14 protein-coding genes are annotated in these 14622 nt (G+C 73.6%); 9 read left to right on the top strand and 5 right to left on the bottom strand.

Annotated features, from left to right (window positions below; genetic code table 11):
- Positions 1-128 precede the first annotated feature (128 nt).
- Positions 129-1004, top strand: a complete 876-nt coding sequence (locus HA039_RS02875; RefSeq protein ID WP_167023265.1) for a GNAT family N-acetyltransferase — start codon at positions 129-131, stop codon at positions 1002-1004.
- Positions 1001-1966, top strand: coding sequence for a lysophospholipid acyltransferase family protein (locus HA039_RS02870; RefSeq protein ID WP_167023262.1), 966 nt, complete (start codon positions 1001-1003; stop codon positions 1964-1966). Before HA039_RS02875 ends, HA039_RS02870 begins: the two co-directional genes overlap by 4 nt.
- Here HA039_RS02870 and egtD read toward each other — a convergent pair.
- From egtD to egtA, 4 genes are read right to left on the bottom strand one after another with little or no spacing between them, the layout of a single operon-like run.
- Positions 1861-2823, bottom strand: a complete 963-nt coding sequence (gene egtD, locus HA039_RS02865) for an L-histidine N(alpha)-methyltransferase (RefSeq protein ID WP_167023260.1) — start codon at positions 2821-2823, stop codon at positions 1861-1863. The two genes, HA039_RS02870 and egtD, sit on opposite strands and share 106 nt — an antisense overlap.
- The gene (gene egtC, locus HA039_RS02860; protein WP_167023256.1) at positions 2820-3575 is read right to left on the bottom strand and encodes an ergothioneine biosynthesis protein EgtC; all 756 of its coding nucleotides are present in this window, start codon (positions 3573-3575) and stop codon (positions 2820-2822) included. Before egtC ends, egtD begins: the two co-directional genes overlap by 4 nt.
- Positions 3575-4882 (bottom strand): ergothioneine biosynthesis protein EgtB, encoded by a 1308-nt coding sequence (gene egtB / locus HA039_RS02855; RefSeq protein ID WP_167023253.1) that lies wholly within the window; start codon positions 4880-4882, stop codon positions 3575-3577. The genes egtC and egtB overlap by 1 nt, the downstream gene beginning before the upstream one ends.
- Positions 4879-6153: an ergothioneine biosynthesis glutamate--cysteine ligase EgtA gene (gene egtA, locus HA039_RS02850; RefSeq protein WP_167023250.1), complete on the bottom strand. Its 1275-nt coding sequence runs from the start codon at positions 6151-6153 to the stop codon at positions 4879-4881. The genes egtB and egtA overlap by 4 nt, the downstream gene beginning before the upstream one ends.
- A 173-nt stretch (positions 6154-6326) precedes the next feature.
- On the opposite strand from egtA, the gene HA039_RS02845 reads away from it, so the two are divergent.
- Positions 6327-7160: a TIGR02452 family protein gene (locus tag HA039_RS02845; RefSeq protein ID WP_167023246.1), complete on the top strand. Its 834-nt coding sequence runs from the start codon at positions 6327-6329 to the stop codon at positions 7158-7160.
- A 28-nt stretch (positions 7161-7188) separates the two neighbouring features.
- On the opposite strand, the gene HA039_RS02840 is transcribed toward HA039_RS02845, so the two are convergent.
- Positions 7189-7665 (bottom strand): type II toxin-antitoxin system PemK/MazF family toxin, encoded by a 477-nt coding sequence (locus HA039_RS02840; RefSeq protein WP_167023243.1) that lies wholly within the window; start codon positions 7663-7665, stop codon positions 7189-7191.
- A 130-nt stretch (positions 7666-7795) separates the two neighbouring features.
- Here HA039_RS02840 and HA039_RS02835 point away from each other — a divergent pair, with 130 nt between their 5' ends.
- The 6 genes from HA039_RS02835 to HA039_RS02810 all read left to right on the top strand — a co-directional run bounded on the left by HA039_RS02835 (position 7796) and on the right by HA039_RS02810 (position 14512).
- A complete protein-coding gene (locus HA039_RS02835; RefSeq protein ID WP_167023240.1) occupies positions 7796-9223 on the top strand; it encodes a WGR domain-containing protein in 1428 nt (475 codons plus the stop codon).
- A 1-nt stretch (position 9224) separates the two neighbouring features.
- Positions 9225-10100 carry an endo alpha-1,4 polygalactosaminidase gene (locus HA039_RS02830; RefSeq protein ID WP_243869079.1) on the top strand — a complete coding sequence of 292 codons (876 nt, stop codon included), beginning with the start codon at positions 9225-9227 and terminating at the stop codon, positions 10098-10100.
- 167 nt (positions 10101-10267) lie between these two features.
- Complete coding sequence (locus tag HA039_RS02825) at positions 10268-11656, top strand: pyridoxal phosphate-dependent decarboxylase family protein (RefSeq protein ID WP_167023237.1); 1389 nt, start codon at positions 10268-10270, stop codon at positions 11654-11656.
- 34 nt (positions 11657-11690) lie between these two features.
- Positions 11691-12311 (top strand): GNAT family N-acetyltransferase, encoded by a 621-nt coding sequence (locus tag HA039_RS02820; protein WP_167023234.1) that lies wholly within the window; start codon positions 11691-11693, stop codon positions 12309-12311.
- Positions 12308-12943, top strand: coding sequence for a DUF6875 domain-containing protein (locus HA039_RS02815; protein ID WP_167023231.1), 636 nt, complete (start codon positions 12308-12310; stop codon positions 12941-12943). Before HA039_RS02820 ends, HA039_RS02815 begins: the two co-directional genes overlap by 4 nt.
- 147 nt (positions 12944-13090) lie before the next feature.
- On the top strand, positions 13091-14512 hold the full coding sequence (locus HA039_RS02810; RefSeq protein ID WP_167023228.1) for a DUF2252 domain-containing protein: 1422 nt from the start codon (positions 13091-13093) through the stop codon (positions 14510-14512).
- Positions 14513-14622: the final 110 nt, after the last annotated feature.

The following is a 14622-nucleotide window of genomic DNA, read 5'->3' as shown; positions in this document are numbered from 1 at the left end:
GTCCCACATCCGCACTCCGCCGTGCGGTCATGTCGAATCCAGCCGGTCACGGAAGAAACAAGGTGCCGGGCCGTCGCGCGAGCGGCGGCCCCCGGCGCCTGCCTTCCCTACCGGCACAGGAGACTTCCATGTCCGCCGTCGTCCCCGCCCCGCGCACGCTCACCCTCCCCTCCCCGCGCGCCCCTCACCTCCCCACCGAGGCCCCCGCGCAGACCCCCGCCCCGGCCCCCGCTCCGGCCCCGGCGCAGGTCCTCCCCCCCGACTCCGCCACCTCCCCGCGCTACGTCGTCGGCCTCGCCCGCGACCAGCGGGACGTCCGGGCCGCGCAGCGCCTGCGCCACCTCGTCTTCGCCGGCGAGCTCGGCGCCCGGCTCGACGGCCCCGAACCCGGCCTGGACGGCGACGCCTTCGACGCGTACTGCGACCACCTCCTCGTACGGGAGGAGACGTCCGGCGAGGTCGTCGGCACCTACCGGCTCCTGCCGCCCGACCGCGCCCGGGCCGCCGGACGCCTCTACTCCGACAGCGAGTTCGACCTCGGACGCCTCGGCCCGATCCGCGACGACCTCGTCGAGGTCGGCCGCTCCTGCGTCCACCCGCTCCACCGCACCGGCGCCGTCATCAGCCTGATCTGGGCCGGACTCGCCCGCTACATGACCGGCAGCGGCCACAACTGGCTCGCCGGCTGCTGCTCCGTCCCCCTCGCCGACGGGGGAGCGCTCGCCGCCTCCACCTGGGCCACCGTCAAGGAACGGAACCTGTCGCCCGAGGAGTACCGGGTCACCCCCCACCGGCTGTGGACCCCCGAGCACACCCCCGAGGCCGCCGCCCGCTCCGAGCTGCCCCCGCTGCTCCGCGGCTACCTGCGGCTCGGCGCCTGGGTGTGCGGCGCGCCCGCCCACGACCCGGAGTTCGGCGTCGCCGACCTCTACGTCCTGCTGTCGATGCGCCGCACCAACCCCCGGTACCTGCGGCACTTCCTCTCCCTCGCCCCCGCGGCATGAGCGTCTGGCTGCCCGTCGCGCCCTGCACGCCCCGGGAATGCGGCGCCCACCACGGCCCGGTGGCCGCCGCGGCCGTGGCGGCCGTCCGGGTGGCGGCGGGCCTCCTCCTCGTCCTCGCCGGCGCCCTGCTCTCCACCCCGGTGGCGCTGCTGGGCGCCGGCGCCCGGGACCGGCTCACCCGGCTCTGGGCCCGCAACGTCCTGCGCGTCTTCGGCCTGCGGATCAGCGTCGTGGGCGCGCCGGCCGCGCCGCGCGGGACCGGGGGCGGTGTGCTCGTGGTGTCCAACCACATCTCCTGGCTGGACATCCCCCTGCTGGCCGCGCTCTTCCCCGGGCGGGTGCTGGCCAAGAGCGAGATACGGCACTGGCCGGTCCTCGGCACGATGGCCGCCCGCGGCGGCACCCTCTTCGTCGAGCGCGAACGGCTGCGGGCCCTGCCCGGGACCGTACGGACCCTCGCCGGCGCCCTCACCGAGGGCTCCCGCGTCGTCGTCTTCCCCGAGGGCTGCACGTGGTGCGGGCGCGACCAGGGGCCCTTCACCCGGGCCGTCTTCCAGTCCGCGATCGACGCGGGAGCGCCCGTCAGGCCCGTACGGATCACCTACCGCACCCCGGCCGGAACGCCGTCGGGCGCCCCGGCGTTCGTCGGCGACGACACCCTGCCCGCCTCCTTGTGGCGGGTCGCGCGGGCCGGCGGGCTCACGGCGGAGATCACGGTCCTCCCGCTGATCCCCGCCGGTCGCCACACCGACCGGCGCTCACTCGCGCGGGCGGCCCACCAGGCCGTCGCCGGCGGGCCGGCCCACCAGGCCGTCACCGGTGACACCACCCGGCGGGCCGTCACCGCCGACGCGCCTCAGCGTGCCGTCGCCAGCGACAGCGCGAACCGTCCCTCGCTGTCGGTCCACCAGTGCGTCAACTCCATGCCCGCGGCGCTCAACTCCGCCCGGACGCCCTCCTGACGGAACTTCGCCGACACCTCCGTACGTACCTCCTCACCGGCGTCGACGTGCACGACGAGATCGAGCTCGGGGATCTTCACCGTGAGATCCCGGCGGGCCCGCAACCGCATCTCGATCCACTCGTGCTCCTGGTTCCACAGCGCCACATGCGCGAAATCGGCGGGGTCGAAGTCCGCGCCGAGCTCGCGGTTCATCACCGACAGCACGTTCTTGTTGAACGCGGCCGTCACCCCGGCCGCGTCGTCGTACGCCCTGACCAGTACGGACGTGTCCTTCACCAGGTCCGTGCCGAGCAGCAGCGCGTCACCGGGCTCCAGCAGCGAACGCACCGACGTCAGGAAGGCGGCACGCTCGGCGGGCAGCAGGTTGCCGATCGTGCCGCCGAGGAAGACGACCAGGCGCGGGCCCGGCGTGCCGGGCAGCGCGAGACCGGCGGTGAAGTCGGCGATCAGCGCGTGCACCCGCAGTTCCGGCCGGGCGGCCAACAGGCTCTCCGCCGCCCCGGACAGCGCGCTCTCGCTCACGTCGACCGGCACGTAGTGCAGCGGGTCCGGCAGCTCGTCCAGCAGGTGCCGGGTCTTCACGGAGGACCCGGACCCCAGCTCGATCACCGTGCGGGCGCCGGTCACCTCCGCGATCTCCGCCGAGCGGGCGATCAGGATCTCCCGCTCGGCCCGGGTCGGGTAGTACTCGGGGAGCCGGGTGATCTCCTCGAACAGGTCACTGCCCCGGGCGTCGTAGAACCACTTGGGCGGCAACACCTTGGGCGTACGGGTCAGCCCCTGGAGCACGTCGGCGCGCAGCGCGGCGTCGGTGGCGTCCTCGGGCAGGGTGCGGGTCAGCAGGAACGGGCTCACGGGAGTGGCTCCTTGAGGGGGGTGAGCGACACGTCGGCGCGGGTGGCCACGACCAGGGTGCGGTCGGGGACCTCGCGCCAGCGCGGATCGTCGTCGTACGGCTCCGAGGCCACCACGACGTGGTGGCCCGGTTCGGCCCGGAACCAGAGCGAGTCCCCCCAGGCCGTCGCGGCGATGTGCTCCCCGTCCGTCGCCAGCAGGTTCAGCCGGGACGCCGGGGCGGCCTTCGCCACGTCGAGGACGGTGTCGGCCAGCGCCTGGCCGATCTCGTCCCCGGTCCGCAACCGGTGCAGCAGCAGCGCCCACACCAGTGCGGAGTCGGTCTGCGCCGGGAGCGACAGCAACTCCTCGGCGGGCAGCGCCCGGGCCACGTCCGCCAGGGACGCGGGCCACCCCCCGACGGCGCCGTTGTGACTGAACAGCCAGCGGTCCGCGGCGAAGGGCGCCGCGGCCGCCTCGCCGTCCGCGCCGGGCAGGGTGGCGTCCCGGACGGCCGCGAGCAGCGCGCCGCTCCTGACCACCCGCGCCAGGTCCGTCAGCCCGAGGTCCGACCAGATGGGCACCGCCCGCCGGTAGCGCGCCGGGACCGGGTCGCCCTCGGCGTACCAACCCACCCCGAAACCGTCCGCGTTGACGGTCCCGTTGCGCTGCCTGCGCGGCGCCCACGACTGCCGGTACAAGGCGTGGGGCGGTGCGATCAGCAGGTCGCCGAGCGCCACCGGCGGCCCCAGATAGGCCACATGACGGCACATCAGACGTCCCTGGCCGTACGGAACCCCGAGAAGATCTGCCGGCGGACCGGGAGGTCCCAGTTGCGGAACGTACCCCGGCAGGCCACCGCGTCCACCGCGAACGAACCGCCGCGCAGCACCTTGTGCTCACTGCCGAAGAACACCTCGGAGTACTCGCGGTACGGGAAGGCGACAAAGCCCGGGTACGGCAGGAAGTCGCTCGACGTCCACTCCCACACGTCCCCGATCAGCTGCTGGACACCCAGCGGCGAGGCGCCCTTGGGGTAGCTCCCCACGGGGGCGGGCTGGAGGTGGCGCTGACCCAGGTTGGCGTGCTCGGCGGTGGGTTCGCCGTCGCCCCACGGGTAGCGCAGGGTCCGGCCGGTCGCCGGGTCGTGCCGGGCGGCCTTCTCCCACTCCTCCTCGCTGGGCAGCCGCCGCCCCGCCCAGCGGGCGTACGCGTCGGCCTCGTACCAGCTCACGTGCAGCACCGGCTCGTCGGCCGGCACGGCCTCCACCACCCCGAAGCGGCGGCGCAGCCACTGGCCGCCCTCCTGCCGCCAGAACAGCGGCGCCTTGATCCCGTGCTGCTGGATCTGCGCCCAGCCCTCGGGCGCCCACCAGCGTTCCTGGGCGTAGCCGCCGTCCTCGACGAAGTGGAGGTACGCGCCGTTCGTCACCGGCACCGTGTCGATGTAGTAGGCGGGCACCAGGCGCTGGTGCGCGGGCCGTTCGTTGTCCAGCGCCCAGGGCTCCGCGGTGGTGCCCATGGTGAACCGGCCGGCCGGCACCAGGATCTCCGGCGGCAGACCCGTGACGTCCCCGGCGGGCGGCGGGGGAGCGGTCAGCGCGGCCGGTCCCCGGCGCAGCTGGTGGGTGATGAGCATGGTCTCGTCGTGCTGCTGCTCGTGCTGGGCGACCATCCCGAAGGCGAAGCCCGCGTCGAGCAGCGGGGCGCCGTGCAGCGGGGTCCGCTCGATGACGTCGATGACGCGGTCGCGTACGTCACGCGCGTACGCGCGCGCCTCCGCGGGCGCGAGCAGCGGCAGGGTGGGCCGTTCGGAGCGCGGGTGCTCGAAGGCGTCGTAGATGGAATCGATGTCGGGGCGTATCGCGTCCCGCCCGCCGACGGTGCGCAGCAGCCACTGCTCCTCCTGGTTGCCTATGTGGGCCAGGTCCCACACCAGGGGCGACATCAGGGGCGAGTGCTGCGCGGTGAGGTCGTTGTCCTCCACGGAGGAGGTCAGCAGGGTCGTACGGTCCCGGGCCCTCGTCAGGGTGTCGACGGCGCGGCGTCGCAGCTCTTCGGAGGAGGTGTCGACGGTCATGTGAGGAGTTCCTTCCCGGTGACGGGTGCGCGCAGATCGTCGGCGGGACAGCGGCCCGGCAGGACGTACCGGTCGTTGAACGCGGCGACGGCCGCCTGCACGGCCGGTGTGGCACCGACACGCGGTAGTGCTTCGAGAGCGGTCGCGAAACAGGAGAGCGCGGCCGTGTGGAGTTCGGGGTCGGCCAGGCCGTACCGGGCGGCGTTGACCCACAGGAGATTGCCGGGGGCGGGCAGGGTGCCCGCGGTCTCGGCGAGTGACTTGACCGTGCGGTAGACGGTCTCCGCGGCCTCCGGGTCGTCGAACAAGGCGGTGGTGACCGCGAGCGGCACGATCCAGCCGTCCTCGCCCGGCTGCGCGTCGATCATGCGCAGCTCCAGGTGACCGCGAGGGCGCGCGGGCGGGAACAGGGTGCTGAGGTGGTAGTCGAGGTCCGCCCGGACCGGCGGGCGCGGCAGCCCCGACCGGATCCACTCACGGAACGTGAGCCCCTCGGGGACGTGCCAGGGCCCGTCGTCGGCGCGCACGCACATCACGGGCGCGTCCAGGGCGTGCGCGGCCCAGGCCGCGCGCGGTTCGCGGCCGGTGACCGGCGCGGCCGTACGGGCCGGGTCGAGCTGGGTCCACATCGCCTGCCGGGTGGAGCGCCAGCCGGTCTCGCGCCCCTCCCGCATCGGCGAGTGGGCGAAGGCGGCGACGAGCACCGCCCCCAGCAGGTGGGCGAGCTGCCAGCGCCGCCCGTACCCGAGCGGTCCCGGCTCCTCGGTGCCCGCGTCCAGGCACACCTGGACGGACGCGGTGGTCCGCATCATCGCCCGCCCGGCCGGGCCGATGCGGTCGAGGTAGGTCTCCATGGCGTCGTACCGGGGCTCGCGCAGGAGGCGGTCCGGTGTGCGCCAGGGGTCCTGTCCGTATCCCGCGAGGGCCAGTCCCGACTTCGCGAGGACGGGGCGTACGGCGTCGAGGTCCGCGGACGCGGAGGCGACGCACTCCATCAGGGAGGAGGCGGGCTGCGAGCTGAGCTCCAGCTGGCCGCCGGGTTCGAAGGTCAGTGCCGACTCGAGAGGCAGCTCCCGCAGGCTCCGGAAGGCCGCTTCGAGGCGGTCGGTCGGTACAGGTCGTTCAGGGTCGTTCAGGTCGTGGACAAGCCATTCGAGCTCCACCCCCACCTTCCGGGGCGGGCCCGTCTTGAAGCAGATACCGCGCAACAGGTCCTCGGCCTCTGTCTCGCCGAGGGCCTGCCCGTCGTCGGTCGTACAGTCGGATGGCATGGTCGGATCCTCCTGTCGAAGATCTTGACCGGACTCCGCACCGGGTTCGGGGCGAAGCACTCCGGTCCAACCTAAAGCCACTCCCGCCGCTTCGCACAAGAGTGCCCCTGGGGTCATCATTTCGTCAGAAATTCGGTTGCCCCGTCCGTGATCCTTCACGCACGATGCCTCGCATGAGCGCACGGCTGCGGGGGATCGCCAAGGAGACCGAGGACGTCGTCGCCGCAGGCGGCTACCGGGACGCGCAAGGCCGTGACGTGCGGATACGCTCCGCGCTCGACGCGGCACTGGCCGGTACGAGGATGTACGGCCCCGAGCCGGTCGACGTCACCCCCGGCACGGACCGGACGCCGTCCTTCGAGGTCACCGGGGAGAGCAGCCTGGAAGCGGCGCACCGGCTCACCCGGTCGGGTCCCGGCGCCGTCGCGGTGCTCAACTTCTCCTCCGCCAGGAACCCGGGCGGCGGCTACCTGAACGGCGCGCAGGCCCAGGAAGAGGCCCTCTGCCGGGCCTCCGCGCTCTACGCGACCCTGCTGCGCGCACCGGAGTTCTACGCGCACCACCGCGCGAACCGCGGCCCGTTCTACACCGACCGGGTGATTCACTCACCCGGCGTGCCGGTCTTCCGCGACGACCGGGGCCGTTTCCTCGCCGCCCCGTACCAGGTCGGCTTCCTCACCTCGGCGGCGCCGAACGCCGGGGTGATCGCCCGCACCGCCCCGGCGGAGGTCCCCCGGATCCCGGCGGCACTCGCCGCCCGCGCCGAACGGGTGCTGGAGACGGCCGTCGCGCACGACTACCGGCGGCTGGTGCTCGGCGCCTGGGGGTGCGGGGTCTTCCGCAACGACCCGGCGCAGGTGGCCGAGGCGTTCCGGGCGTCGCTCACCGGCGCGGGCCGGTTCGCGGGCCACTTCGACGAGATCGTCTTCGGGGTGCTCGACCGCACACCCGGCGGGACGACGCTGGAGGCGTTCCGCCGGGTGTTCCAGGGGCAGCCGGTCCCGTAGGGAGCCGGCCCGGAGTCACCGCCGCGGCTCAGTTCCAGCCGTACCGCAGCCGCAGCGCGTGGACGACCAGGTGGAAGCGCTGGCGGTCCAGCGCGCAGGCCTCCCGCCGCATGCCCTTCTCGTGGACGCGGATCACCCGGTCGACCGCCACCCAGGACTCGCGGCCCGCGCGGTCCCACGGGCCCACCCCGATCGGCACCCAGTCGCGGTCGCCGTCGTGCCCCTTGCTGGACAGCTGCACGGCGAGCAGCGTGCCGGCCGCCTCACGGGCCACCACCAGCACGGGACGGTCCTTGCCCCGGCCGTCGTTCTCCTCGAACGGAACCCAGGTCCAGACGATCTCGCCCGGGTCGGGGTCGCCGTCGTGCTCGGGGGCGTACGAGGTGCGGACCTCGCCCACCTCACGGGGGTCCGCCTCGGTGGTGGCGGCGGGGCCGGTACGGCCGGGGAAGTCACGGTCGGGCTCGGGGGCGCCGGGGCCCCGGGAGTGCGAAGAGGTCGTCATCCGGACGACGTTAGAACGTGGCGCGCCGGAGCCGGGCGGCGGGTCGCGTTGTCAGTGGTGTCTCGTAGCGTTCTCCCTGTCGGACGCGGTGCGAACGGAGCGCCGGGTCCATCTCGGGGAGGGGTCTGCCATGTCGCGTGCCACCACGTATCTGGAGCTGTCGCAGGACGGCGCGGGGGCGCACAAGTTCTACGAGGTGACCGTGGACGGGACGGTCGTCTCGGTGCGGTACGGACGCATCGGCGCCGGCGGCCAGTTGCAGACCTCCTCCTTCCCCGCCGAGGCCAAGGCGCAGGCCGCGGCGGCCAAGAAGATAGGCGAGAAGGTCCGCAAGGGATACGCGCCCGCGGTCCAGGGGCAGCGCCAGGCGCGGGCGGTGACCCGCCGCCAGGTCACCTCGGCGCCCTCCACGGCCCGCGCCGTGGCACCCGTGCTGTGGCGGTTCAGGACCGGCGCGGCGGCCTTCGGGATCCATGTCGACGAGGACCGCTGCTGGGTGGGGAACCAGAACGGGGACGTCTACACCGTGAGCCACGGCGGCGAGGTCCTGGCGCGCTACAACCTGCCCGAGGGCGTCAAGTGCCTGGTGGCGGACGACTTCTGGATCTACGCGGGGTGCGACGACGGCAAGGTCTACGACCTCTCCTCGAAGCTGCCCTTCGCGGCCTACGACATCGCGGCCGACGTGGACATCTTCTGGCTGGACATCCACGAGGGGGTGCTCAACGTCTCCGACGGCAACGGCGGCCTGACGGTCATCGACCACGAGGACGAGTACCAGTGGGCGCGCAAGTCCACCGGCGGGCACGGCTGGATGGTCCGCGCCGACGACCGGGCCGTCTACCACGGCCACCACAAGGGCGTGACGGCCTACGCGCCGGACGGCTCGGGGGAGCTGTGGCACACCCCGACGGCCGGTCAGGTGCTGTTCGGCTGGCAGGAGGACGTGGCGGTGTACGCGGGCACGGCGCGCAACGCGGTGCAGCGCCTCTCCAAGGCCACGGGCGTGGTGGAGGCGACCTTCCGCTGCGACGCCGCCGTGTACGCGTGCGCGACCGCGCCCGGCGGCCGGTTCGTCTTCGCGGGCGACAGCTCGTCGTCGGTGTACTGCTTCGACGCGGACGGCACCCGCCTGTGGAAGCTCGGTACGGGCGGCGGCTCGGCGCTCTCCATGCAGTTCTTCGACGACAAGCTGTACATGGTCACCACGGACGGCTCCCTGGTCTGCGTCGACGCGAGCCCCGCCGCCGTGGAGGCCGCCCAGCAGGGTACGGTCCCGGTCGCGGCGGACATCAAGTCGGCGGCGGCGCTGCCCACCTACAGCCCGGCGGCGGCCGTGGCCACCGTCACCTCGCCGCCGCCCGGAGGTGTGGTCGTCGAGTGTGTCCAGGACGGGACCCGGCTGCGGGTCCACGTCGTGTCGGACGGCTTCGAGCCGTCGTGGAACGTGCAGTTCCCGCGCGGGATGCGCCAGGCGGGCACGCGCTACGTGGTCGACGCGCTGCACCCGGCGTCCGGTTTCTACCGGGTACGGGGCGAGATCAGGAGGCTGGTCTGAGGTGTACGTCCGCCCCGTCGGTCACCGCGCCGCGCCCCTCCTCGCCGCCGTCACCCTCACCTGTCTCGCCCTGCTGCTCGCGGGGTGCGGCTCCGGTCCGGATTCCGGTTCGCGTCCGGGTGCGGGAGAGAGCACCCACGCAGGTCCACAGGTGCGGCCGCCCGTCGCGGGCGATCCGTTCGACTACCAGCTCGGCGGCCCCTACGACCTGCCCGCCGGGGTGGGCACGGTGGTGCGGGACCGCACGGCCGCGCCCGCGCCCGGCGCGTACAACATCTGCTACGTCAACGCCTTCCAGGCCCAGCCCGACGCCGTGGGGTGGTGGCGCGAGCACCACCCGGACCTGCTGCTGCGCGACGCGGACCACGCGCTGGTCGTCGACGAGGACTGGGACGAGCCGCTGCTCGACGTCAGGACCGCCGACCGGCGCGAGCGGCTGGCCGAGGTGGTCGGCGGCTGGATCGACGGCTGCGCCGACCGGGGGTACGACGCGGTGGAGGCCGACAACCTGGACTCGTACCTGCGCTCCGACGGCCTGATAGGACGCGGCGAGGCCGTCGCGTTCGCCCGGCTGCTCGCCACGCGGGCCCACCGCGCGGGCCTGGCGCTCGGTCAGAAGAACGCGGCCGAGATGACCGGGCTGCGCGACCGGATCGGCTTCGACTTCGCCGTGGCCGAGGAGTGCGCGCGCTACGACGAGTGCGACACGTACGCCCAGGCCTACGACGACGCGGTGCTGGTGGTCGAGTACCGGAAGCAGGACTTCACCCGCGCCTGCCGTCAGTGGGGGAAGCGGCTCGCGGTCCTGCTGCGCGACCGCGACCTGGAACCGGCCGGGCGCCCGGGCCACGTCGCCGCGCGCTGCGACGGGTCCTAGTCCGTTCTCCACCGGGCCGTCCGGCACCAGGGGCGCAAGACGGCCGGGCGGGGCGGGCACCGCGGCGTTGCGCGGTGCTTGCGGGCGCGCGCGTATACGTACTCGTGCGTACGGCGCGGTCGTACGGCGCGTCGTACGTCCGAGTCGGGTGCGGGGGAGAGCTGACGGTGGATCTGCGCTACTGGTTGCCGCGTGCGGTGGATGTGGCCGAGCGGTTCGGCGAGCAGTTCGGGCCGTTCCAGCCGCACGCCTCCCACCAGGTGGACGACGTCGCCTTCGGTGAGGCGTTCGGGCGCCTCGCCAAGCGGATGGACGACAACTACCCGTTCTTCCACCCCCGTTACGCGGGCCAGATGGTCAAGCCGCCGCACCCGGCGGCCGTGGTCGGCTACCTCACGGCGATGCTCTTCAACCCCAACAACCACGCGGCGGAGGGCGGTCCGGCCACCACGGAGATGGAGCGCGAGTGCGTCGCCGCACTGGCCGGGATGTTCGGACTGCCCGCGCACGTCGGGCATCTGACCACCAGCGGGACCATCGCGAACCTCGAAGCGCTCTACGTGGCCCGCCTCCTCCACCCGGACCGGGGTGTCGCGTACAGCTCCGAGTGCCACTACACGCACGAGCGGATGTGCCGCGTGCTCGGCGTCGAGGGCCACCGGGTCGCGGTCGACGGGCACGGCCGGATCGACCTCGACGCGCTGGAGAGCCTGCTGCGCACGGGCCGGGTCGGCACCGTCGTGGTGACGACCGGCACCACGGGGCTGGGCACGGTCGACCCCGTCGACGAGGTCCTGCCGCTGGCCCGGCGGTACGGGGCGCGGGTGCACGTCGACGCGGCGTACGGCGGCTTCTACGCCCTGCTCGGACGGCCGGGCACCGACGGGTCCGGGTCCGGTGGCATCGACCCGCGGCCCTGGCAGGCGATCTCCGCGTGCGACTCGGTCGTGGTCGACCCGCACAAGCACGGCCTCCAGCCCTACGGATGCGGCGCGGTCCTGTTCGCCGACCCGCGGGCCGGACGGCACTTCGCGCACGACTCGTCGTACACCTACTTCACCGAGGCCGAACTGCACCTGGGCGAGATCAGCCTGGAGTGCTCGCGGGCGGGCGCCGCGGCGGCCGCCCTGTGGCTGACGCTCCAACTGCTCCCGCTGACCCCCGACGGGTTCGGGGCGATCCTCGCGGCCGACCGCCGCGCGGCCGTGCGGTGGGCGGACCTGATCGAGGACTCGCCGGCCCTGGAGCTCTACCAGCGGCCCGACCTGGACATCGTCACGTACTTCCCCGCGACCCGGCCGGCCACGCTGTCCGCCGTGGACGCAGCGTCCGCCCGTCTCCTGCGAGACGGCATGACCGCTCCCGAGGAGCCGGTCTTCCTGAGCGTGCTGCGCACGGACGCCGAGGCGTTCGTACGCCGGCATCCGCGGATCGTCCGCGACGCCGAAACGGCACGGGTGATGCGCAGTGTCCTGATCAAGCCGGAGGCCGAGCACTACCTCGACCACCTCCACGCCACGGTGGAGCAGCTCGCGGTCAGCGGCCGCGAGCGGTAGTCCGGCCCCCGCAACGCCTTCCGGAGGGAATCCGTTGTCCACGATCGAACGTCCGCCACGCGGTGTCCTGCGCCGTCCCGCCAGGTCCGATACGGACGCTCTGGCCGCACTGATGGCCGAGGCCTTCCACGACGACCCACTGACCCGCTGGATCGTCGCGGACGACGCGCGCCGGGCCGAACTGCTGCCCGGCCTCTTCAAGGTCTTCGTCGAGATCTCGCACGACTACGACGGGGTCTCCGTCTCCCCTTGCGGCAACGCGGTGGTCCTGTTCCTGCCTCCGGGCGCCTCCCGGGAGGTGGACGGGCGGGAGGACGAACTCACCGCGCGGTTCGGCGCCGCCCTGGGCGGTCACGCGGCGAGACTGGGGACCATCGTCCGCCTCCAGGCCGAACGCCACCCGGCCGGACCCGACCACTACTACGCGTCGTTCGCCGCCGTACGCGGTTCGCACCGGCGGCGGGGCCTGCTCTCCGCGCTGCTGGCCGAGTTACTCGCCCGCGCCGACCGGGGCGGGTACGGGACCTACGCCGAGACCAGTTCACCGGGCGGCGAGGCGTCGTGCCGGGCGGGCGGCTTCACCCGGCTCGGCGAGGACATCGTGCTCCCCGGCGGCGGCCCGTCCCTGCGACCGATGTGGCGGGACCCCCGGTGAGCGGCGACGAGCGCATCCACGTGTGGCCGGCGGCCGAGGTGGCGCGCGGCGAGGTGCCGGCCCGGCACCTGCCGTACCTGCGCGAAGTCCTCGACTGGAGCGAGGACTTCCTCGTCTCCGGCCATCCCGAGCTGGGCCGGGGCGGCCCGGTGTGCCCGTACACCCAGCCGTCCCTGCGCAAGGGGCTGTTCCACCTGGCGGTGCCCGCCGACGGGCAGGACGGGGACCTGTCCGCCGCTGTCGGCGCTCTACGCGCGTGGCACGAGCGGATCTCGGCGGACCTGGACGACGACGACCGGGAGCTGCTCACCCTGCTGCTGGTGCTGCCGCGGTTCGACCGCTCCGACTCGGCCGAGCTGGACGAACTCCAGCGCAAGGCCAAGGACGAGTTCGTGGCCGACGGCCTGATGATCGGGCAGTTCCATCCGGTGTGCGACGAACCGGGCCTCTGGAACGCCGCCTTCCGCCCGCTGAGGGCGCCCGTGCCGCTGCTGGCGGTACGCAAGCTCCTCCTCTTCGACCTGCCGTTCCTGCTCGCCGACGACACCCACCTCGACCTCTACCTGAAGCGCTTCGCGCCCGACCTGCCGGCCCGCGTCCGGGGCCAGCTGGTCAGCCGCCTGGTGCCCTGACCCGGCGGCGGGGCCGGTGCCGTCCCCCGGCGGCACCGGCCCCGTCCCCGCCCCGACCCCCGCCCCGGGACCCGCCCGGCCGAGATGCGGTCCGCCCCCGCGTCCGGAGAATGGGAGGTCACAGCCGCACAGCAACGGGAGCGTTCCATGGCAGAGGGCAGCGGGACCCCGGACGGCACCGCCCACCTGTCGCCGCGCGAGCGCGCGGACCTGGGCCGGGCGGCCCGCAAGCGGACCCCCCGGTCGAGCCACGCCGTCTACGAGGCGGCCCCCGCGCGGCGGGACCCCGTGATCGTGGTCGAGGAGCAGTCGGCGTCCCGGGTGCCCGAGCTCGTACCGATCCGGTACGGCCGGATGACGGAGTCGCCGTTCCGCTTCTACCGGGGCGCGGCCGCCATCATGGCCGCCGACCTCGCCGCCACACCCCGCTCCGGCTTCACCGCCCAGCTGTGCGGGGACGCGCACATGCTGAACTTCCGGCTGCTCGCGTCTCCCGAGCGCCGACTGGTCTTCGACATCAACGACTTCGACGAGACCCTGCCCGGCCCCTGGGAGTGGGACGTCAAACGCCTCGTCACCAGCCTGGTCATCGCCGGACGCGAGAACGGCTACCCGCAGGGCGTGCGGGCGGACATCGTGCGCGCCACGGTCCGCTCGTACCGCGAACGGACCCGGCTCTTCGCCGGCCAGGGCAACCTCGACGTCTGGTACGCCCGGGCGGACGCCGACCAGCTCAAGGTCCTGGGGGACCGCAGACTCGACAAGCGCGGCCGGGGGCGCCTCAGCAAGGCCCTGTCCAAGGCGCGGACCAAGGACAACCTCCAGGCCTTCGGGAAGCTCACCCACGTGGTCCGGGGCGAGCGCAGGTTCGTGTACGACCCGCCCCTGGTCGTACCGATCGAGAACATGCTCCCCGGCGCCGAACGGGACGAGATCGAGCGGCAGTTGCGCGAACTGGTCCGCCAGTACGCCGAGTCGCTGTCCACGGACCGCGCCCACCTGCTGCGGCAGTACCGCGTGGTGGACATGGCGCGGAAGGTCGTCGGGGTCGGCAGCGTGGGGACCCGCTGCTGGATCATCCTGCTCCTCGGCAGGGACGACGAGGACCCGCTGATCCTCCAGGCCAAACAGGCCGACGACTCCGTCCTCGCCGAACACGTCGGCGCGAGCGCCTACGACAACCAGGGACAGCGGGTCGTCGCCGGCCAGCGGCTCATGCAGGCCGTGAGCGACATCTTCCTCGGCTGGGACCGGGTGATCGGCCTGGACGGCGAACAACGCGACTTCTACGTACGGCAGTTGCACGACTGGAAGGGCATCGTGGAGCTGCAGATCATGGTCCCGGACGGCATGCGCGCCTTCGGCGAGGTCTGCGGCGCGACCCTGGCCCGCGCCCACGCCCGCTCCGGCGACCGGATCGCCGTCGCCGCGTACCTGGGCGGGGGCGACACGTTCGACCGCGCCCTGGCCGAGTTCGGCGAGAGCTACGCGGACCAGAACGAGAGCGACCACCGGGCCCTGGTGCAGGCGGTGGAGACCGGGCGGGTACGGGCCGAGGACGCGGCCTGACGGGCGCTTCGCGAATTGCCCCCGAGGACCTTGAGTCATCGTCGCTTGAAATGCGTACTACCCAGGAGCCGTTCGCCGGATCCCGCCGCGAACCCGCCTGGAAAGGTGCC

The organism is Streptomyces liangshanensis (assembly GCF_011694815.1).
Taxonomy (GTDB): domain Bacteria; phylum Actinomycetota; class Actinomycetes; order Streptomycetales; family Streptomycetaceae; genus Streptomyces; species Streptomyces liangshanensis.
The sequence above is the reverse complement of the archived record's forward strand: the minus strand, read 5'-3'. Positions and strand labels throughout refer to the sequence as shown.